20 protein-coding genes and 1 tRNA gene are annotated in these 18,415 nt (G+C 64.0%); 10 read left to right on the top strand and 11 right to left on the bottom strand.

The genetic code is table 11. The features are described from left to right. Positions 1-33 precede the first annotated feature (33 nt). Genes purN through WC704_RS14210 form a run of 3 tightly spaced genes read left to right on the top strand, consistent with a single transcriptional unit; the run spans position 34 to position 1,585 of the window. The gene (gene purN / locus WC704_RS14220) at positions 34-543 is read left to right on the top strand and encodes a phosphoribosylglycinamide formyltransferase (RefSeq protein WP_372891286.1); all 510 of its coding nucleotides are present in this window, start codon (positions 34-36) and stop codon (positions 541-543) included. Next, positions 540-917, top strand: a complete 378-nt coding sequence (locus WC704_RS14215; RefSeq protein ID WP_372890968.1) for an MmcQ/YjbR family DNA-binding protein — start codon at positions 540-542, stop codon at positions 915-917. The genes purN and WC704_RS14215 overlap by 4 nt, the downstream gene beginning before the upstream one ends. Next, positions 914-1,585 (top strand): hypothetical protein, encoded by a 672-nt coding sequence (locus tag WC704_RS14210; RefSeq protein ID WP_372890966.1) that lies wholly within the window; start codon positions 914-916, stop codon positions 1,583-1,585. Before WC704_RS14215 ends, WC704_RS14210 begins: the two co-directional genes overlap by 4 nt. On the opposite strand, the gene WC704_RS14205 is transcribed toward WC704_RS14210, so the two are convergent. From WC704_RS14205 to WC704_RS14190, 4 genes are all read right to left on the bottom strand, one after another. Continuing rightward, positions 1,563-2,105, bottom strand: a complete 543-nt coding sequence (locus WC704_RS14205) for a GNAT family N-acetyltransferase (protein ID WP_372891284.1) — start codon at positions 2,103-2,105, stop codon at positions 1,563-1,565. The genes WC704_RS14210 and WC704_RS14205 overlap by 23 nt on opposite strands. An 8-nt stretch (positions 2,106-2,113) precedes the next feature. Further along, complete coding sequence (gene ndk / locus WC704_RS14200) at positions 2,114-2,536, bottom strand: nucleoside-diphosphate kinase (protein ID WP_033967186.1); 423 nt, start codon at positions 2,534-2,536, stop codon at positions 2,114-2,116. 106 nt (positions 2,537-2,642) lie between these two features. Continuing rightward, entirely contained in the window at positions 2,643-3,083 is a 441-nt protein-coding gene (locus tag WC704_RS14195) for a DNA polymerase III subunit chi (RefSeq protein ID WP_372890963.1), read from the bottom strand. A 78-nt stretch (positions 3,084-3,161) separates the two neighbouring features. Next, positions 3,162-4,637 (bottom strand): leucyl aminopeptidase, encoded by a 1,476-nt coding sequence (locus WC704_RS14190; protein ID WP_372890961.1) that lies wholly within the window; start codon positions 4,635-4,637, stop codon positions 3,162-3,164. Between the two features lie 196 nt (positions 4,638-4,833). Between WC704_RS14190 and WC704_RS14185 the strand changes: the two genes are divergently transcribed. The 4 genes from WC704_RS14185 (at position 4,834) to rsmA (ending at position 10,417) form a co-directional block, all read left to right on the top strand. Further along, positions 4,834-7,071, top strand: a complete 2,238-nt coding sequence (locus WC704_RS14185; RefSeq protein WP_372890959.1) for an LPS-assembly protein LptD — start codon at positions 4,834-4,836, stop codon at positions 7,069-7,071. 91 nt (positions 7,072-7,162) lie between these two features. Continuing rightward, positions 7,163-8,566: a peptidylprolyl isomerase gene (locus WC704_RS14180; RefSeq protein WP_372890957.1), complete on the top strand. Its 1,404-nt coding sequence runs from the start codon at positions 7,163-7,165 to the stop codon at positions 8,564-8,566. A gap of 16 nt (positions 8,567-8,582) precedes the next feature. Next, on the top strand, positions 8,583-9,578 hold the full coding sequence (pdxA, locus tag WC704_RS14175; RefSeq protein ID WP_372890955.1) for a 4-hydroxythreonine-4-phosphate dehydrogenase PdxA: 996 nt from the start codon (positions 8,583-8,585) through the stop codon (positions 9,576-9,578). Beyond that, positions 9,575-10,417 (top strand): 16S rRNA (adenine(1518)-N(6)/adenine(1519)-N(6))-dimethyltransferase RsmA, encoded by an 843-nt coding sequence (gene rsmA / locus WC704_RS14170; protein ID WP_372890953.1) that lies wholly within the window; start codon positions 9,575-9,577, stop codon positions 10,415-10,417. The genes pdxA and rsmA overlap by 4 nt, the downstream gene beginning before the upstream one ends. Before the next feature lie 40 nt (positions 10,418-10,457). Here rsmA and WC704_RS14165 read toward each other — a convergent pair whose 3' ends face one another. From WC704_RS14165 to WC704_RS14145, 5 genes are all read right to left on the bottom strand, one after another. Beyond that, on the bottom strand, positions 10,458-10,964 hold the full coding sequence (locus tag WC704_RS14165) for a tetratricopeptide repeat protein (protein ID WP_372890951.1): 507 nt from the start codon (positions 10,962-10,964) through the stop codon (positions 10,458-10,460). Between the two features lie 34 nt (positions 10,965-10,998). Continuing rightward, on the bottom strand, positions 10,999-12,171 hold the full coding sequence (locus WC704_RS14160) for an RsmB/NOP family class I SAM-dependent RNA methyltransferase (protein WP_372890949.1): 1,173 nt from the start codon (positions 12,169-12,171) through the stop codon (positions 10,999-11,001). 123 nt (positions 12,172-12,294) lie between these two features. Continuing rightward, positions 12,295-13,752, bottom strand: a complete 1,458-nt coding sequence (gene guaB, locus WC704_RS14155) for an IMP dehydrogenase (protein WP_372890947.1) — start codon at positions 13,750-13,752, stop codon at positions 12,295-12,297. Between the two features lie 212 nt (positions 13,753-13,964). Continuing rightward, a tRNA-Ala gene (locus WC704_RS14150) sits at positions 13,965-14,040 on the bottom strand. Between the two features lie 127 nt (positions 14,041-14,167). Then, positions 14,168-14,485: a TIGR02300 family protein gene (locus WC704_RS14145; RefSeq protein WP_126847345.1), complete on the bottom strand. Its 318-nt coding sequence runs from the start codon at positions 14,483-14,485 to the stop codon at positions 14,168-14,170. 108 nt (positions 14,486-14,593) lie between these two features. On the opposite strand from WC704_RS14145, the gene aroA reads away from it, so the two are divergent. The 3 genes from aroA to cmk are packed head-to-tail and all read left to right on the top strand — an operon-like array spanning position 14,594 to position 16,805. After that, complete coding sequence (gene aroA / locus WC704_RS14140; RefSeq protein WP_372890945.1) at positions 14,594-15,928, top strand: 3-phosphoshikimate 1-carboxyvinyltransferase; 1,335 nt, start codon at positions 14,594-14,596, stop codon at positions 15,926-15,928. After that, positions 15,925-16,173 carry a hypothetical protein gene (locus tag WC704_RS14135; RefSeq protein WP_372890943.1) on the top strand — a complete coding sequence of 83 codons (249 nt, stop codon included), beginning with the start codon at positions 15,925-15,927 and terminating at the stop codon, positions 16,171-16,173. Before aroA ends, WC704_RS14135 begins: the two co-directional genes overlap by 4 nt. Then, entirely contained in the window at positions 16,170-16,805 is a 636-nt protein-coding gene (gene cmk, locus WC704_RS14130) for a (d)CMP kinase (protein WP_372890941.1), read from the top strand. Before WC704_RS14135 ends, cmk begins: the two co-directional genes overlap by 4 nt. Before the next feature lie 41 nt (positions 16,806-16,846). Here cmk and WC704_RS14125 read toward each other — a convergent pair whose 3' ends face one another. Next, on the bottom strand, positions 16,847-17,095 hold the full coding sequence (locus WC704_RS14125) for a hypothetical protein (protein WP_372890939.1): 249 nt from the start codon (positions 17,093-17,095) through the stop codon (positions 16,847-16,849). A 380-nt stretch (positions 17,096-17,475) separates the two neighbouring features. Beyond that, entirely contained in the window at positions 17,476-18,372 is an 897-nt protein-coding gene (gene bla / locus WC704_RS14120) for a subclass B3 metallo-beta-lactamase (RefSeq protein WP_372890937.1), read from the bottom strand. Positions 18,373-18,415: the final 43 nt, after the last annotated feature.

Raw genomic sequence — 18,415 nt, 5'->3', positions numbered from 1 at the left:
GTCGGCATCCTGCTCTCAGGCCGTGGCTCCAACATGATGGCGCTGGTCGAGCGCGCGCGCGGCTATGACGTTACACTCGTCGCCTCCGACAAGCCCGATGCCGCCGGCATCGCCTGGGCGCGCGAGCGCGGCCTCGCCACTTTCACGCAATCGCCCAAGGGTGTGCCCAAGGCCGACTATGAAGCGGCGATCGACGCTGCCCTGCGCGCCGCCGGGGTCGAGGTCATCGCGCTCGCCGGGTACATGCGGCTGCTGTCCGACGCTTTCGTCGCGCGCTGGCGTGGGCGGATCATCAACATCCACCCCTCGCTGCTGCCCAAATATAAAGGCCTCGACACCCACGCCCGCGCCATTGCTGCGGGCGATGCGGTGGCGGGCTGCTCGGTCCATGTCGTGACCGAGGAACTCGATGGCGGCGACGTGTTGGGGCAGGCCGAGGTGTCGATCCTGCCCGGCGACACCGCCGACACGCTTGCGGCACGCGTGCTCGACGCCGAGCATCGCCTTTATCCTTCGGTTCTGGCAGACTTCGTTACGCGATGAGCCCCGATCCCGCCCTTCCGCTGGCCAAAGTCCGCGCGCTCGCACTGGCGTTGCCGCAAACGGTCGAGCGGATGTCGCATGGATCGCCCGGCTTTCTGATCGAAAAGGGCAAGTTCTTCGCCTATTTCTGGCATAACCATCACGGCGACGGCGAAACCGTGGTGATCGTCAAAACCAGCGGCCGCGACGAGCAAGCGACGCTGATCGAGCTCGACCCCGATTGCTATTACAGCCCGCCATATCTCGGGCCATCGGGCTGGGTCGCGATGCGGCTCGATCGCGCGGATGTCGACTGGGACCGCGTTGGCGACCGAATCGCGATCAGTTGGGAATTGGCGGCGCCACGGCGCTTGCTGGAAGCGGGTGGACGATGAGTGATGCTATGCCGGAAACCCCGTCTCCCCGCGACCCCGCGATCGACCTTGCCGCGACCGAAGCCGTCGCCAAGGCCGAGGCCGCCGCGACGCGGCGGCGCTGGATCAATTTGGGGGAATTCATTGCGGTCGCCGGGCTGCTGATCGCGGGCGGCAGCCTGTACCTCAATTGGTCGGATCACCGCGCCGACCAGGCCGACAAGCAAGCCAATGCCGCCAAGGCGGAGCGCGATTCGGCGCGCTTCGACGTGCGCGCGGTGCCGACGGCCAACGGCGCGGCCCTGCTCCTCCAGCATGACGACCGCCACGCCATCCGCGACGCGACCGTCACCTTTCCGAGCGCCCTCGCGGTCGGCAGCAAGGACACTGTCGGCGATACGATCGATCGTGAATGGTTCAAACATGCGTTGTTGAAATCGATCGAGGACTCGCCGGACAAGAAGTCCGGTCGCCTCCCCGTCCTGATCGTTCTGACCTATTGGGACGGCGATACCCCGCGAACGACGCGTGGCATTTATGACATTGGCTGGAAGAGCGAAGACGGCCCGATCCCCGTGCTCTCAGGCCGTTCGCTCAAACTCGAAAGCCTACACCTGCACGAGCTTGGCGGCACGCAAGCCCGCCTCGACGCGGTGTGGAACGGCGTCAAGCCAAAGGCGAAGGCATAGCCGAAAGATCCAGCGCGTAGATCGGGTCGATATGCACTTCGGTGCCGACCTGAAATTCGCGCGTGCCGATTACGCGGAAGCCGTGCCGTTCGTAAAAAGTGCGGGCGCGCGCATTCTGCTCCCACACGCCGAGCAGCAAGCGTTCAGCCCCCAACCGCGCAGCGTCCTCAATTGCGCGCGCCATCAGCGCTGGGCCGACACCAGTCCCATGCGCCTGCCGCAGCGAGTAGATACGGCGCAGCTCGATATCGGTTGGCTCCAGCGCAATCGGGAAATTGGGGCGCGTGAGAACCGCATATCCAAGCGGCGCATGGCCCGGCTCGATCTCGGCAACGGTCACGACGATCGCGGGGTCGGCGAGCCAGACCGCAAAGGCATCGGCGCGATTGTTCTTGAGACAATGCGCGAGCAAATCCGCGCCATCCAGGGACGGCGCATAGGTATCCAGAAAGGTTGCATTGGCGACGAGCGACAGCAGGTCGGCATCCGCCACCCCTGCCTGTCGCACGCGCCACTGCACGGCCAAGCTCAGCCGACGATTTCTTCGGGCTTGAAGAAGTATGCGATTTCGATCGCCGCATTCTCGTCCGAATCCGAACCGTGGACGGTGTTGGCTTCGATCGATTCGGCCAGTTCCTTGCGGATCGTGCCCGGTTCGGCATTGGCGGGGTTGGTCGCGCCCATGATGTCGCGGTTGCGCTGCATCGCATTCTCGCCTTCGAGCACTTGCACGACGACCGGGCCCGAAATCATGAACTCGACCAGTTCCCCAAAGAACGGGCGTTCCTTGTGGACGGCGTAGAAGCCCTCAGCCTGCTCGCGCGTCATCTGGATGCGCTTTGAAGCGACGACGCGCAGGCCGGCTTCCTCAAGCATCTTGGTGACGGCACCCGTCAGGTTGCGGCGCGTGGCGTCGGGCTTGATGATCGAAAACGTGCGGTTCGCGGCCATGACCGTGAAGCTCCTGTGTTGATGGTTGGGGGATTTTGGAAAGTCGCGTGTCCCTAGTCGCGGGGACGCGGCAAAGCAAGTCTCTGGGTAAGCCTCTGGACAAGCCTCAGGCCGCTTGCTCCCAGCGGCCATTGTCGTTCTGCTTCCAGTAACGGCGTTCGATTTCGGGACGATCGGCCAGCGCTTTCCACACCGCCCGCGCCGCGCCGATGCGGTCTTCATCGAAAAAATGGAAGGCGCGGTCGAACCCCAGCGCTTCCTCGCGCCAGATGCCGTCTGCCAGCGCGATGTTGCGGGCGGTGTTCGCCGCGACCGGCTGCTCGGCGATCAGGATAGGTTGCGCGGTATCGCCTTCGCCATCCGCCTGCGCGTGCGGCAGGAAACTGTCAGGGGCGTACGTCCACAACAGCCGGTCGAGCGCACCACGCTGATCCGGGCTTTCCGCCACCACCAGCAGCCGCCCGCCGCCCTCGACCACGCGCTCGGCAATGCGCGGGAGAACGCGATCGAGTGGTTGAAGCGTCAGGTGGTAGAAATCGACTTGCACTTCTTACTCACCTCCCCCAGCCCGGTTTCAAACTCCCCTCCCCTAGCCCCTCCCGCAAAGCGGGAGGGGAACTCAGCCTCAGCCCTCGAAATTGTCCGCCACGAACCGGTCGAGCAAGCGCACGCCATACCCGGTCGCGCCCTTGTCATAGGTCGCGCCTGGCTTGTCGGCCCACACCATGCCGGCGATGTCGAGATGCGCCCATTTCACGCCGGGTTCGACGAAACGCTGGATGAATTGCGCCGCCGTAATAGACCCTGCCCCGCGCGGGCCAACATTCTTCATGTCGGCAATCGGGCTGTCGATCAGCTTGTTATACGCATCCGACAACGGGAAGCGCCACAACAAGTCACCCGTGGCCTTGCCCGCCGCCAGTAATTGATCGGCCAGCGCATCGTCATTGGCAAAGCAGCCGGCATGTTCATTGCCGAGGCTAACGATCATCGCGCCGGTCAGCGTGGCGAGATCGACGATCGTCTTGGGGTGATGCGTGCGCTGCACCCAGGTGATGACGTCGCACAATACCAGCCGCCCTTCGGCATCGGTGTTGAGCACTTCGATCGTCTGGCCCGACATCGAGGTGAGCACATCGCCGGGGCGGATCGCATCGCCATCGGGCATGTTCTCGACCAGGCCGCACACGCCGATAACATTGGCCTTGGCCTTGCGCCCGGCGAGCGCCTTCATCGCGCCGACCACCGCGCCCGCACCGCCCATGTCCCACTTCATGTCTTCCATGCCGGGCCCGGGCTTCAGCGAAATACCGCCGGTATCGAAGGTAACCCCCTTGCCGACGAATGCGAGGGCCGGATCGCCCTCCCCCGCGCCATTCCATTTGAGCGCCAGCAATTGTGCTTGCTTGGCCGAACCCTGCGACACGCCGAGCAACGAGCCCATGCCCAGTTCGCGCATCTCCGCCTCGCCGAGCACGGTGATCTCCAGGCCCATCCCCGCGACTTCGGCGCGCACCTTGGCGACGAAGGTTTCGGGATAGATCACGTTGGGCGGCTCGGCCACCAGCGTGCGGGTCAATTCAAGGCCTTCGGTCAGCGCCTTCTGCTTGCTCCACGAAGCATCGGTGCCGTCGGGCGTGCCGTGCAGCACGATTGTCGTCAGCGTCGGCTTGGATTTCTCGGGCAGCTTGGTGCGATAAATGTCGTGCCGCCAGCCACGCTGCGCCGCCGCTGCCGCGAAGCGCGCGGCGGCCTTTGGCGTGGCTCCGGCGCTGGCAAAATCGACGCTGACCGACTGCACGCCCGAAGTGAGCAGCCGCGCGGTCAACGCGCCGCCTGCCCGTTCCAACTCGGGCTCACCCGCTGCCCCGGTCCCCAGCAGCAGGACACGACGCACGCCACCGGCACCATCGGCCACGAAGGTCTCGACCACACCAGCCGCTTCCCCCTCGAAACGGCTCGCCTGCGCTGCCGCCTTAACCAAATCGAGCGACGCTGCGTCGATCAGTGTCGTCGCGAGCCGGGTGAGCCCGTCTTTCTCGACAAGGAGGGCAATGGCGGCAGCGGGCGCTGGCGCGGCGCTGGAAAAATCGATCTGCATTACGGGGAGGCCTCGGTTACGAAAAATGCGATGAGTCGCGTGTTCTTAGGACAGCCACGCCGCGCTGGCAAAGCGGCTACGCCGAATTCACCGCAGCACGATTGCAGCAGAGCGGTGTCGATGCGATAGGGCGGGATCGATCAGCGGCAACCGGGGTACATCCGGGGCCTTCTCGCAACAGGGTGCTTGTTCCGACGTGAAGCGTGCCGTTCTCCTTGCCACTTGTGTGTTCCCCGCTGTGTTGCTCGCCGTTCCGGCGCGCGCGCAGGATTTGCAGGCCCGCCCGGTCGCGCCGCCGCCCCCGTCCGCCACGCCGAGCGCGAACGACAATCAGGTGCAGTTTACTGCGGGTAACCTGGAATATGACAGCAAGGACGACGTCGTCACCGCGATCGGCGATGTCCGCATGTATCGCGCTGGCAACCGTCTGCGCGCCGACAAGGTGGTGTGGAACCGCAAGACCGGCCAGGTCCAGGCCAGCGGAAACATCGCTGTCGTAAACCCGGGCGGCGACACTGCTTATGGCGATTCGATCGCCCTGACCGATGCGCTGAAGGACGGCGTCGTCGACAATATGTTGCTCGTGCTCGAAAAAGGCGGGCGGCTGGCGGCGCGCAAGGGCACGCGCTCGCTCGATGAAGTCGTGGTGCTGGAGGACGCGGCCTATACGCCGTGCGCGGTGACCGATTCGAGCAACTGCCCGAAGGAGCCGTCGTGGAAGATTACGGCGGTTCGCGTGCTGTATCGCCCCGATCGTGAACGGATTTATTACACCGGCGCGCGCATCAATCTGTTTGGCTTGCCCACGCTGCCTTTGCCCGCTTTCTCCAACCCGGTCGGGGGAGGCAATAATAGCGGCTTGCTCACCCCGGATTTCCGCTACGGTCGCGTCAACGGTTTCGAATTCGCGCAGCCTTATCATTTCGCGCTGGCCCCAAATCGCGGGCTGACGATCACGCCGCGCTTCTTCAGCGCGGTGCTACCGTTGCTCAAGGCAGAATATCGGGAACTCAACACGCTCGGCGCCTATACGATCACGGGCTATGCCACGGCGAGCCCGCGTAGCGTCGACCTGTTGACGCCAACCGCGCCCGGCACACCCAATTCGTTCCGCGGCTATCTCGATGGCGTCGGCCGCTTTCAGCTCAACGAGAATTGGAGCGTCAGCGGATCGCTGCGGCTGACCACCGATCGCACTTTCCTACGTCGCTATGACATTTCGCGTGACGATCGTTTGCGGACCACCGCCAACCTCGAACGCATCGACACCGACAGCTATTTCGCGATCACCGGCTGGTACGTACAGACATTGCGCGTCTCCGACCGGCAGGGCCTGCAACCGATTGCCCTGCCCGAAATCGACTATCGCCATCGGTTCGCCGAGCACCTGCTTGGCGGCACAATCGAGTTGCAGGCGAACAGCCTCGCCATTTCACGCCCGGCTGGCCAGGACACGCAACGCGCCTTTGCCAGCGCGCGCTGGGATCTGCGCAAGCTCACCCCCTGGGGCCAGGAAGTGACCTTTACCGCCTTCGGCCGGGGCGATGTGTATAATGCGCATGATACGCTGGCCACCACGGTCGCGAGCTATCGCGGCAATGAAGGGATCAGCGCCCGCGCAATCGGGGCGTTTGCGATCGACGTAAAATGGCCGTTCATCGGCACTTTCCTTGGCGGAACGCAGCGGCTTACCCCCCGTTTCCAGATCGTCGCCTCGCCACAAACCACCAATTTGGCGGTGCCGAATGAGGATGCCCGCTCGGTCGATCTGGAAGATTCGAACCTGTTCGCGCTCAATCGCTTTCCGGGTTATGACCGGTTCGAGGATTCGACGCGCTTCACTTATGGGGTGGATTGGGCGGCGAACCTGCCGGGTCTGTCGATTTCGACCAATATCGGCCAAAGCTATCGCTTGAACAATCGCGAGACGCTGTTCCCCGATGGGACAGGTCTTTCGGGGCGTGTGTCGGACATCGTTGGCCGCACCGAAATCCGTTATCACGATTTCGTGTCGATCACGCATCGCTACCGCCTCGACAAAGGCAATCTCGCGATTCGTCGCAACGAGGTCGATGCGACCGTTGGCACGCGGAGCACCTATGTGCTGGTCGGCTATCTCCGGCTCAACCGCAATATCGACCCGACGCTCGAAGATTTGCGCGATCGCGAAGAAGTGCGGTTGGGCGCGCGGGTGCAGCTTACCAAATTCTGGTCGGTATTCGGATCGACCGTGATCGACCTGACCGATCGGAACGAAGACCCGCTGTCGCTCGCCAACGGGTTCGATCCCGTGCGGCACCGGCTGGGTGTGCAATATGAGGATGACTGTCTGCGCCTGGGGGTGACGTGGAAACGCGATTATCAGGACACCGGCGACGCACGCAGCGGCAACAGCTTCCTGTTGACGCTGGCATTCAAAAATCTTGGCCGCTAAGCACTGGTTCAGGCGGCTGGTTGCACGGACTTTCAACGGGCTCCTTGGGTCAGGCAGAACTGCAGGCCGCACGGGATGGGATTTTAACTACGTGAAGACTGATATCACCAAGAAGACCGGCGCAACCACCACCGGCCTGGGGTCGTTTGGCCGCCGTTTGGCGCTGAGCGCGGCACTGGTCGCCCTTGTATCGACCAGCGGTGGTTCGATCGCGCAGACCGTGCCCGACGATGCAACGCCCGTCGTGGGGCTCGACATCCCGAAGAATCTGCAGATTTTCGGCAAGGTCGATCCCAACGTCCGCAAGCCGACCGCGATCGTCAACGGTGCTGTCATTACCGGCACGGATATCGACCAGCGCGTGGCGTTGCTGGTGGCCGCGCGCGACCTGAAGCTATCGCCCGAGGAAATGCAGCAATATAAACTGCTGACCGCGCGCCAATTGATCGACGAAACGTTGCAGATCCAGCAGGCCAAGACCGCCGAGGTCAAAGTCGCGCCGGATGAGGTGAGCAAGAGCTACGAAACCGTCGCGCGCAATTTTGGCAAATCGATCGCCGAAATGCGCATCTACCTTAGCGGTATCGGTTCGTCGGAGCGCTCACTCAAGCGCCAGATCGAAGCCGAACTGTCGTGGAACCGCTATCTGCGGCGCAAGGTTGACATCAATGTCGGCGACGAAGAGGTCAATGCCATCATCGAGAAGCTGAAGAAGCAGCAGGGTACGACCGAATATCACGTCCGCGAAATCTACCTGAAGGCTGATCCGGATCGCGCGCAGGAAGTGTTCAACCAGGCGCAACAGATCATCGTTTCGATCCAGAAGCGCGAAAAAGGCGACGATACGTTCGGTTATTATGCGCGCCTGTCCGACGCGACGACGCGCGCGACCGACGGCGATCTCGACTGGCTGAGCGAAACCCAATTGGCGCAATTGCCGCCGTCCTTGGTCGAAGCGATCAAATCGATGACGCCCGAGCATCTGGCTGGCCCGATCGAGGTGCCGGGGGGGTTCTCGATCGTCTATCTGGTGGATACCCGCAAGGTTGGCGTGGCTGATCCGCTTGATGCGAAATTGACGCTTAAGCAGCTCAGCGTCCTTTTTGCCGAGGGCACGACTGCGGCGCAGGCCGAGGCGCGTGTGGCCGAATTCGCCAAGCTGAGCCAGACGATCCACGGCTGTGGTGAAGTCGCCAAGGTTGCGACCGCGCTCGGTGCCGATGTGGTCGACAATGATTCGGTGCGGATCAAGGATTTGCCGGGGCCGCTGCGCGACATCATGCTCAAGCTTCAGGTCGGTGAATCGACCCCGCCCTTCGGGTCTGCCAAGGATGGCATTCGCTCGCTGGTGCTGTGCGGTCGCGACGAAGCGACCGGCCCGCGCATTCCTGGCGTCGAACAGGTACGAACCTCGATGGAAAATTCGCGGGTCAACTTGCGCGCGAACCAGTTGCTGCGCGATTTGCGGCGCGACGCGATCATCGAATATCGCTGACCGGGGGACAAACGCCATGCTCGCGCCGCTCGCCATATCGATGGGAGATCCGGCGGGGATCGGCCCCGAGATCATCGCCAAGGCCTGGGCGCAGCGCGTGGCGGCGGGTTTACCGGCCTTTTTTGCGACCGGGGATGCCCGCGCGGTTGCGGCGGTGTGGGATGGCCCGATCGAGCCGATTTCGCATCCAGAAGATGCCAATCGCGTGTTCGAAACGGCATTGCCGGTGCTGACGGTCGAGGATGGCGGCGAGATCGTCCCCGGGATTCCCGATGTCGAGGGCGCGCGCTGCGCACTGCGCGCGCTGGAGCTTGCCGCCGGGTTGGTGCGCTCGGGTGCCGCGCGCGCCTTGGTGACGGGGCCGGTGTCGAAGGCGCAACTCTATCAGATTGGTTTCAATCATCCCGGCCAGACCGAGTTCGTCGCCGAACGCTGCGGCATTGCGGGCGAAAATGCCGTGATGATGCTGGCCGGTCCTGATTTGCGCGTGGTGCCGATTACCACGCACGTTCCGCTTGCCGCCGTCAGCGATCTCTTGTCGGTCGATTTGCTCGTGTCGAAAGGGCGGGCGACCGCACGCGGACTGGCGCGCAATTTCGGTATTCTCAATCCGCGCATCGCCTTTGCCGGGTTCAACCCCCATGCGGGCGAGAGCGGCGCAATCGGTCGCGAGGAGATTGACCTGATCGCCCCCGCAATCGAGATTCTGCGTGCCGACGGCATCGATGCGACGGGTCCGTTTGCCGCCGACACGATGTTCCATGCCCGCGCCCGCGCGACTTATGACGCGGCGATGTGCTGTTATCACGATCAGGCGCTCATCCCGATCAAGACGCTGTATTTCGATTCGGGCGTAAACATCACGCTTGGGCTGCCGATTGTGCGGACATCGCCCGATCACGGGACGGCTTTCGATATTGCGGGCAAGAACATTGCCGAACCCGGTGCGACGATCGCCGCAATCCGGCTTGCGGGCGAGGCAGCCGAACGCCGCGCCGCCGCCGACGCGTGAGCCAGGCTGACGCGGCGCCACCGCGCCCTAACCTTCCGTCGCTGCGCGACATCATTGCGCGCTATGGCCTGAATGCGAGCAAGGCGTTGGGCCAGAATTTCCTGCTCGATGCGCAATTGCTGGCGCGGATTGCGCGTATTCCGGGGGATTTGCACGATGCTGAGGTGCTGGAAATCGGCCCCGGTCCCGGCGGCCTGACCCGCGCCTTGCTCGCAGCGGGCGCGCGGGTCACCGCTGTCGAGCGCGACCATCGCTGTATCCCCGCACTCGCTGAACTGGGCGAGGCGTTTCCGGGCAAGCTGCGCGTGATCGAAGGCGATGCACTGGAAATCGACGCCGCCGCGTTGTTCGAGGGCAAGCCGCACATCGCCTCCAACTTGCCGTATAATATCGGCACGGCGTTGCTGGTGCGCTGGCTGTCGGCGGAGTGGGCTCCGTGGTGGCAAAGCCTGACCTTGATGTTCCAGCGCGAAGTCGCCGACCGCATCGTCGCGCCGACCGATGGCGAGGCGTATGGGCGGCTTGCGGTGCTCGCGCAGTGGCGGTCACGCGCCACGCTGGCAATGCCGGTCCATCGCTCTGCCTTTACCCCGCCACCCAAGGTAATGTCAGCGGTGGTGCATATCGTGCCCTCAGACGCGCCCGAAGGCGTGCGCTTCGCGACGCTGGAGCGGCTGACGGCGGCGGGGTTCGGGCAGCGCCGCAAGATGCTCCGGCAAAGCCTGAAGGGCGTGGCAGGCGCACTCGAAGCACTGGAGCGGGTTGGTATTGACCCGACCCGCCGCGCCGAGACCGTCAGCGTTGCCGAGTTCGTCGCCCTGGCGCACGCGCTGGGTTAACTCGCTCCTCCCCGGCACGGGGAGGATTGGGCACCCCCGCTCAGTCTTTCTTTACGGTCGCCCCGGCGACGGTCGTAGCGGCGGTCACCACTGCCGGCCCCTTGGCGATGGACGCCGATAGCGCCGCTACCTCAGGACATGCGCGCTTGCTGCACACCGTCTTGATCCGCGCCAGATTTTCCCGCGCGCGCGCAACCGCACCCTTGGCGACCAAAGCCTCGCCCTGCCCGCTGAGCGCCACCACGTCATTGGGGTCGAGCGAGAGCGCCTCGCGATACAGCCGAATGGCCTTGCCCGGCAGGCCCCGGCTTTTGGCAACCTCCGCCAGCGCCACGAAAGCACCGCGATTGCGCGGATCAACCGCCAGTGCGCTTTCCAACGTGTCGGTCGCCGCGTCGAGATTGCCCGCCGCCTGCAGCGCACGCCCGCGCACGAGCAGCGCCATCGAGCGACCATCGATCGTATCCTCACCGCGTTGCCCCTGCACCGCGGTCGCAACGGTGAGCAGCGTCAGCGCAGCGGCGACGGCGACGGACGTATAACGCATGAGATACTCCAGCTTTGGCACGGCGACAGAGCTATCACGCGCGTTGCAATCGCGCGACAAAAAAGCCGTCGGTCGCATCATGTGCCGGTGTCAGCCGCGTACCCGCCCCCTGCGCACGCCCTGCCCCCAGATCAAGCGGCTGCGCCCGCCACCCCGGATTGGCCGCGAGGAAGGCCGAAACTTGCCCCGCGCCTTCCTCATCGAGCAGTGAACAGACGATGTAGACAAGGGCACCGCCGGGCTTGACCAGTGTCGCGCCGACTTCGAGGACATGGCGCTGTGTCTCGACCAGCCGCTCGATCCGGTCGGGGGTGAGCCGCCAGCGCGCCTCGGGATTGCGTCGCCACGTGCCAGTGCCCGAACAGGGCGCATCGATCAGCACACAATCGGCACTGCCCACCCAATCGTCGAGCATTTCGACCTCGCGGCCCGGATTGAGCAGCCGCGTTTCGATGATGCCAGCGCGCGCGCGTTCTGCGCGCGGGGCCAGGCGGGACAAGCGCGCACGGTCGGTATCGGTGGCGAGCACGGCGCCCTGCCCGTCCATCGCCGCCGCCAGCGCGAGCGTCTTGCCGCCAGCACCTGCACACAGATCGACGATACGCTGGCCCGGCTGCGCCCGCGCGGCGAGCGTCACGAACTGGCTGCCCGCATCTTGCACTTCGATCGCGCCGTGATTGTACGCCGGAAGCTGTTCGACTTGCGTGCCCGACGGCAAACGGAGCCCGTTGGGCAGGCCCGCAATCGGTTCCGCACCCGCAATGTCGATCGCTTCGTCGATGGCGCGGTTGATGCGCGCGTCGAGCGGAGCACGATCGATCAACGCCGGAAATTCGGCATTGTCGAGGCCCGACTGGCGCAAGCGATCGAGGATCCAATTGGGGGCAATGCCCGTCTTGGCGGGCGTTTCGCCTGTGCCAATCACCGCTGGGCCGTGGCCGACACCGTCAAAGGTCGCGGCAATGTCCGGGTCCTTTCTGGCCAGAGCGAGCATCGCCGCGCGCCCCGATGCCGGACGCTCGCCAAGCTCCCGGATCGCAGCATAGACGAGATCGCGAACCGCGCGGCGGTCCTTCGAACCGGCATACCGCCGCGTCGCGAAGTAGCGCGCGACCAGCGTATCCGCCGCCGCCCCCGAATCGCGCGCGCCGGCGATGATCTGGTCGAGCAGCTCGATTGCGGCTTGGGTACGGGCAGATGGGGTCATGGCATCTTTCTCCCTCTCCCCTTCAGGGGAGAGGGTCGGGGGAGAGGGGCTGCAATGGGAAGGCGGCGCGACACGACCCCTCTCCCCAGCCCTCTCCCCGCAAGCGGGGAGAGGGAGATGCACTTAGCGCGTCGGGTAATTCGGCGCTTCGCGCGTAATGTCGACGTCGTGCACATGGCTTTCCTTCAAGCCCGCGCCCGTAATCTGCACGAAGCGCGCGCGCGCCTGCAAATCCTCAAGCGTGGCCGAGCCGGTATAGCCCATCGCCGCGCGAATCCCGCCAACAAGCTGATGGATCACGTCCTTGGCCGGGCCCTTGAACGCGACCTGACCTTCAATGCCTTCGGGCACCAGCTTCATCTGATCCTTGATGTCGCCCTGAAAATAACGATCGGCAGAACCCCGCCCCATCGCGCCGACCGAGCCCATGCCGCGATACGATTTATAGGCGCGGCCCTGATACAGGAAGGTCTCGCCCGGCGCTTCCTCGGTGCCCGCCAGCAGCGATCCGATCATGCACGCAGAGGCACCCGCCGCGAGCGCCTTGGCAAGATCGCCCGAGGTACGCAGGCCGCCATCGGCGATCACCGGCACACCCGCTTTCCGGCCGATTTCGGCGCAATCCATCACCGCCGTCAATTGCGGCACGCCGACACCCGCGACAACGCGCGTGGTGCAAATCGAGCCCGGCCCGATGCCGACCTTGATCCCATCGGCCCCGGCATCGATCAGCGCGCGCGTCGCTTCGGCGGTGGCGACGTTGCCGGCGATCACCTGCACTGAATTGGACAGCTTCTTCACCCGCTCAACCGCGCGCGCCACGTCGCGATTATGGCCGTGCGCGGTATCGATCACGACGAGGTCGAGCTCGGCATCGACCAGTGCCTCGGTGCGCGCGAAGCCCTTGTCGCCCACCGTCGTCGCCGCGGCAACGCGCAAGCGCCCGGCGGCGTCCTTGGTGGCGTTGGGATAGGTGACGGCTTTTTCGATATCCTTGACCGTGATGAGGCCAACGCACCGATAGGCCTCGTCCACCACCAGCAATTTCTCGATGCGGCGCTGATGCAGCAAACGCCGCGCTTCTTCCTTGCCGACACCGGTCGAGACGGTCGCGAGGTTTTCGTGCGTCATCAGCTCGGACACCGGCTGATGCGGGTTTTCGGCAAAACGCACATCGCGGTTGGTGAGGATGCCGACGAGCTTGCCATCAGCCTCTACCACCGGGATGCCGCTGATGCGGTTACGCACCATCAACGCCTGCGCCTCGGCGAGCGTTGCGGAGGGCGTGATCGTGATCGGGTTGACGACCATGCCGCTTTCGAACCGCTTGACCGCGCGCACCGCGGCGACTTGTTCGTCAATCTCAAGATTGCGGTGCAGCACGCCGATGCCGCCCAATTGCGCCATCACGATCGCCATATCCGCCTCGGTCACCGTATCCATTGCCGAGGACAGGATCGGGATGTCGAGCGCGATACCCCTGGTCACGCGCGTCGCGGTGTTGGTCTGGCTGGGCACGATGTCGGATTCGGCCGGCACGAGCAGGACATCGTCGAAGGTTAAGCCGAGTCGAATGTCCATGAGATGCCGTGTCCTGCGCGTGGTGGGGAGCGAGTCGTGGCGGTCCATGTAAACGCCGCCCCGCCGATACGCTAGGGGTGTGGCAACAGAGTGCGAGCGGCCGGATACAGGATAGCTTTACGGTTGCAACGCACACGTCGCACGCGGCGGCTCGCAGAAAGCAATGCCGTGGGAAAAATTCGCGAAGCGCCTTAACACGCTCTTGCGAAATATGGTGGAGCCGAGGGGGATCGAACCCCTGACCTCTGCAATGCCATTGCAGCGCTCTCCCAGCTGAGCTACGGCCCCATCGCGTTTTCGAAGGTCCGTAAAACCGGACCTTCAGCGGGAAGGCGTCGCCCCTACCGAGGCGGCGCGCCCTTGGCAAGCGGCCAATGCGCCGCTTGCCAAAAAAATCATCGATTACGCCCGAAAATCAATGATCGTCGTCACTGGTCGGCGCTTCCACGCCGAGATCGTCGTCACCGCCGAGATCGACCTCGTCATCAGGCGAGGGCTCCTCGTCTTCACCGGTGTCCAGATCCTCGTCATCACCAGCGAGATCGTCGTCCTTCTTGATCAGCTCGGGCTTGGCTTGCTCGAACGGCAGCGGCTGCTTCGATTTCAGGATCGGCTCCGGCTCCCAATGCGCACCGCAATTGATGCACGTGACGGGATCGTCCTTGCCCAGATCATAAAAGCGAGTGGCGCATTTCGGGCAGGTACGTTTCGTGCCCCATTCCGGCTGGATCATATGCCGAGTTGACCTTCTTCAAGATGAAAATGAGATTTTGCGACCGCGACGCCGCAAAGTGGGGCGCGCCTTGCCATAGCGCAAGCGCACTGTCAAAGCGCGGGGCCGATGGCACATCCTACACCCGCTCCGCTTGAAATCAAACCCTCCGGTCCGCTCACCGGCCGCGTTCGCGTGCCGGGCGACAAATCGATCAGCCACCGTTCGCTGATGTTTTCGGCACTCGCGGTCGGCACCAGCCGGGTGACCGGCCTGCTGGAAGGCGAGGATGTCCTCGCCACCGCCGCCGCGCTGCGCGCGATGGGCGCAAGCATCGTCCGGGGTGATGATGGCGTGTGGACGATCGATGGCGTCGGTGTCGGGGGCCTGTTGCAGCCTGCGAACGCGATCGAGATGGGCAATTCGGGTACATCGACGCGGCTGTTGATGGGGCTGGTCGCCAGCCATCCGATCATCGCCACCTTTATTGGCGATGCCTCGCTGTCGAAGCGTCCGATGGGGCGCGTTATCACGCCGCTATCGCAAATGGGCGCGGAATTTACCGCGAGCCCGGGCGGACGTCTGCCGCTGATGCTGCGCGGGATCTGCCCCGCCATTCCGATCACCTACACGCTGCCTGTTGCCTCGGCGCAAGTGAAGTCGGCGGTGCTGCTGGCCGGGCTCAACACACCGGGCATCACCCGCGTGATCGAACCCGTGGCGACGCGCGACCATAGCGAGCGGATGCTGCGCGGCTTCGGCGCAAATGTAACGGTGGAACCATCGCCGCAGGGGCGCATCATCTCGATCACCGGGGAAGCCGAACTTGTCCCCCAACAGATCGTCGTGCCGGGCGACCCCTCCTCCGCCGCCTTCCTGGTCGTCGCGGCGACGATCGTGCCGGGCTCGGACATCGTCGTCGAAAATGTCGGCCTCAACCCCACCCGCGCCGGCCTGTTCACCGCGCTGCGCATGATGGGCGCCAGCATCGAGGAACGCGACCGGCGCGAGGTTGGCGGCGAGCCGGTCGCGGACCTGCGCGTGCGCCATGCCGCGCTTACCGGCATCGAAATCCCGCCCGATCTCGCGCCGAGCATGATCGACGAATATCCCGTGCTGTTCGTCGCTGCCGCTTTCGCCTCGGGGCGGACGATTGCGCGCGGGGCCGACGAATTGCGCGTCAAGGAATCGGACCGCATCGCCGCGATGGCGGCGGCGCTCTCCACGATCGGCGCGCGCGTCGAAGAGGTCGAGGATGGCATGATTATCGACGGCAGCGGCGGCGATCCGCTCCCCGGCGGCGGCACGGTGGCGACCGTGCTCGATCACCGCATCGCGATGAGCATGGCGGTGGCGGCGCTCAATTGCCGCACAGGCGTCACGCTAGACGATGCGAGCCCGGTCGCGACCAGCTACCCCGCCTTTTTCGCCCAGATCGCGCACTTGCAGGGCGGCGCGGAATGATCGATTCGCGTAGCGCCGATATCCTTGGTTTCGTGGGCGCGCTGACCATCCTTGCCGGTTTTGCCTATCAGACATTGCGCAATGCCGCGCCGAACCTGTTGTCGAACGGGTTGAACTTTCTCGGTGCATCGCTGCTGGCGGTGTCGCTGATGGTGAACTACAACCTCCCCGCGCTCGCCCTTGAACTGGCCTGGGCCGCGATAGCTCTTCTTGGATTGGTTCGTATTTTGAGTTTTCGCCGATGATTATTGCCGTCGATGGACCTGCCGCGTCCGGCAAGGGCACGATCGCACGCGCGCTGGCCCACCATTATGGCTTGCCGCATCTCGACACCGGGCTGCTGTATCGCGCGGTTGCGGCGAATGTCGCGCGGCTGGAACTCGACGGTTCGATCGAGGCCGATGCGGTCGCCGCGTGCGATTTCGACGATGCCCTGCTCGATGATCCGATCTTGCGCAGCGACGCGATCGGTTCGCTCGCTTCGATCGTGTCGGCGCATCCGCTGGTGCGTGCTGCGTTGTTCCACCGGCAAAAGCGCTTCGCCTATCAGCCCGGCGGCGCAGTGCTCGACGGGCGGGACATCGGCACGGTGATCGCCCCCGACGCCGACGCCAAGCTGTTCATCCGCGCCACCCCCAACATCCGCGCCAAGCGCCGCCATGCGGAACTGCGCGCGCACGGCTCGACGATCAGCCTCGACAAGGTGCTGGCGGACATTCGCGCACGCGACCTGCGCGATTCGACACGGTCCAACGCCCCGCTGGTTCCCGCCAACGATGCGGCCTTGCTCGACACCAGCTTCCTCTCGATCGAAGCCAGCGTGCAACGCGCGATCGCCATCGTTGAGGCGAGAACCTCGGAGAAAGGTTTAGCCTAAACGCTAAATCCGGACGCAGGCACCAAAACGACCTGCGCGCTTCACAATTCCGTCCCCTGGCCCGGCGGAAGATCCGGATAATAAGCGATGTAGTCGGCGATACAGTCCTTGTAGCTATCGTAACCTTTTAGGCTCCATTGGTTTCCATCACATGCTCGCGCGGCTGCAAGCTTGGCAGCATTTGTTTGTGCTGAAGCAATTTGGGATACCCCCAGCACCGAAACAGCGAGAACAGTAAATAATGTGACCTTGAGCTTCAGCATAGCGTCCACTTCCTTTTTGATCTTCACGACTCATTGCCGCGAGCGCGTAGAATGGAACACTGTATCGTTAGAGCAAGCTCAAAATGGTGCCCACACGCTGCCTTAAAACATTTATCCAGCAGCTCGGCTCCAAACGGACAAAATAATGAACCAAACCGATTCGGTTTATTGTTCATACCGTTTTCTAACTACCGGCTAAACCTCCCCTGGATTTAGCGGCCACCCAAAATAGGCCTACTGGCTTTGTGGGGTTTGATGACGATAGTGGCGAAACTGCGATTATTCCCGGGTTGAAGCGCCACCCGGAAACCTTCGGTGGAGCGGGTAAGCTGTGTGCGGCCCACCAAAACTTGAGTTGGGTGCACTCACCAATAGGCTTGCGTATTGCACCCCACCTCCGCTCGTGCTTACTGCACGACGGCAGGCTTGGTTTCCTTGGCCAACCTTTCGTCGACGATGCTTGTGTAGCTGGCACTCAGTTTTCGACAGGCTGCGGAATCGATAAACGGATTGGGCGTCGGGTGCTGCTCGAAGCGCGCAAAGGTAACGTCGCCACCCGCATTGTCAGGATGCGCGGTGAACAAAATATCGCAGGGCAACGCGCCGACCCGGGCAATCGTGCTCCGGAACGTGGTGACAATTGCATGGTGCGCCGGATCGGAGAAGCGATAGCCTTCGACCGAAACCGGATTGATGCTGGAGGCGAACACCATGTTCAGGCAGCGCCCGTTTTCGCAGGAGCGCCACCGCCAACTCATGCTCCCGGCGGTATGGCCGGGCGTCACCACTGCGGTTACGCTGACCTTGCCGAGCCGGATCACCTCGCCATCGCGCACAATGCGCAGCGGGCCGGTAACGGCAGGCAGATCGGGTAACTGGCCGAATTGCGGATCATCGGCATCGCTATGCCCTTGCCGAAGCGCTTTGGCGGCTGGCGCACTGGCCACAAGTGTCGCGCCACTGTCGCGCGCCAGCGCGGCCAATCCACCGGCATGGTCATAATGCGGCTCGGTGCTGAGGATGAACTTCACGTCGCGCAGCTTGAAACCGAGCGTGCGGATATTGGCCTCAACCGCGGCAACCGATTGTGGTAGCGCGGCATCGATCAGGATCAGCCCGGCGCCGGTATCGATCAGCGCGACGTTCATCTTGCGAAAGCCGACCAGATAGGTGTTGCCATAAATGCGCGCGGGCGGCTGCGGTGCCAGCCAACGCGCGGCATAGTCGGGGGCAATCGGCCGGGTCAGCGGGTCATCGGCGAGCTGCGCGACGGCGCTGCCACCGATCATTAGCAACGCGCCCATCCCAATCGCCAACCGGTAATTCCGCATCGCGTTCTTCCCTTGA

It is taken from the genome of Sphingomonas sp., assembly GCF_041661885.1.
GTDB lineage: Bacteria > Pseudomonadota > Alphaproteobacteria > Sphingomonadales > Sphingomonadaceae > Sphingomonas.
The sequence above is the reverse complement of the archived record's forward strand: the minus strand, read 5'-3'. Positions and strand labels throughout refer to the sequence as shown.

Coding starts and splice junctions, on each gene's coding strand:
- WC704_RS14210 (WP_372890966.1), top strand. CDS start 914: ATGAGTGATGCTATGCCGGAAACCCCGTCTCCCCGCGACCCCGCGATC.
- guaB (WP_372890947.1), bottom strand. CDS start 13,752: ATGGACATTCGACTCGGCTTAACCTTCGACGATGTCCTGCTCGTGCCG.
- WC704_RS14145 (WP_126847345.1), bottom strand. CDS start 14,485: ATGATCCAGCCGGAATGGGGCACGAAACGTACCTGCCCGAAATGCGCC.
- ndk (WP_033967186.1), bottom strand. CDS start 2,536: ATGGCCGCGAACCGCACGTTTTCGATCATCAAGCCCGACGCCACGCGC.
- WC704_RS14215 (WP_372890968.1), top strand. CDS start 540: ATGAGCCCCGATCCCGCCCTTCCGCTGGCCAAAGTCCGCGCGCTCGCA.
- WC704_RS14135 (WP_372890943.1), top strand. CDS start 15,925: ATGATCGATTCGCGTAGCGCCGATATCCTTGGTTTCGTGGGCGCGCTG.
- WC704_RS14190 (WP_372890961.1), bottom strand. CDS start 4,637: ATGCAGATCGATTTTTCCAGCGCCGCGCCAGCGCCCGCTGCCGCCATT.
- cmk (WP_372890941.1), top strand. CDS start 16,170: ATGATTATTGCCGTCGATGGACCTGCCGCGTCCGGCAAGGGCACGATC.
- WC704_RS14160 (WP_372890949.1), bottom strand. CDS start 12,171: ATGACCCCATCTGCCCGTACCCAAGCCGCAATCGAGCTGCTCGACCAG.
- bla (WP_372890937.1), bottom strand. CDS start 18,372: ATGGGCGCGTTGCTAATGATCGGTGGCAGCGCCGTCGCGCAGCTCGCC.
- WC704_RS14165 (WP_372890951.1), bottom strand. CDS start 10,964: ATGCGTTATACGTCCGTCGCCGTCGCCGCTGCGCTGACGCTGCTCACC.
- aroA (WP_372890945.1), top strand. CDS start 14,594: ATGGCACATCCTACACCCGCTCCGCTTGAAATCAAACCCTCCGGTCCG.
- purN (WP_372891286.1), top strand. CDS start 34: ATGATGGCGCTGGTCGAGCGCGCGCGCGGCTATGACGTTACACTCGTC.
- pdxA (WP_372890955.1), top strand. CDS start 8,583: ATGCTCGCGCCGCTCGCCATATCGATGGGAGATCCGGCGGGGATCGGC.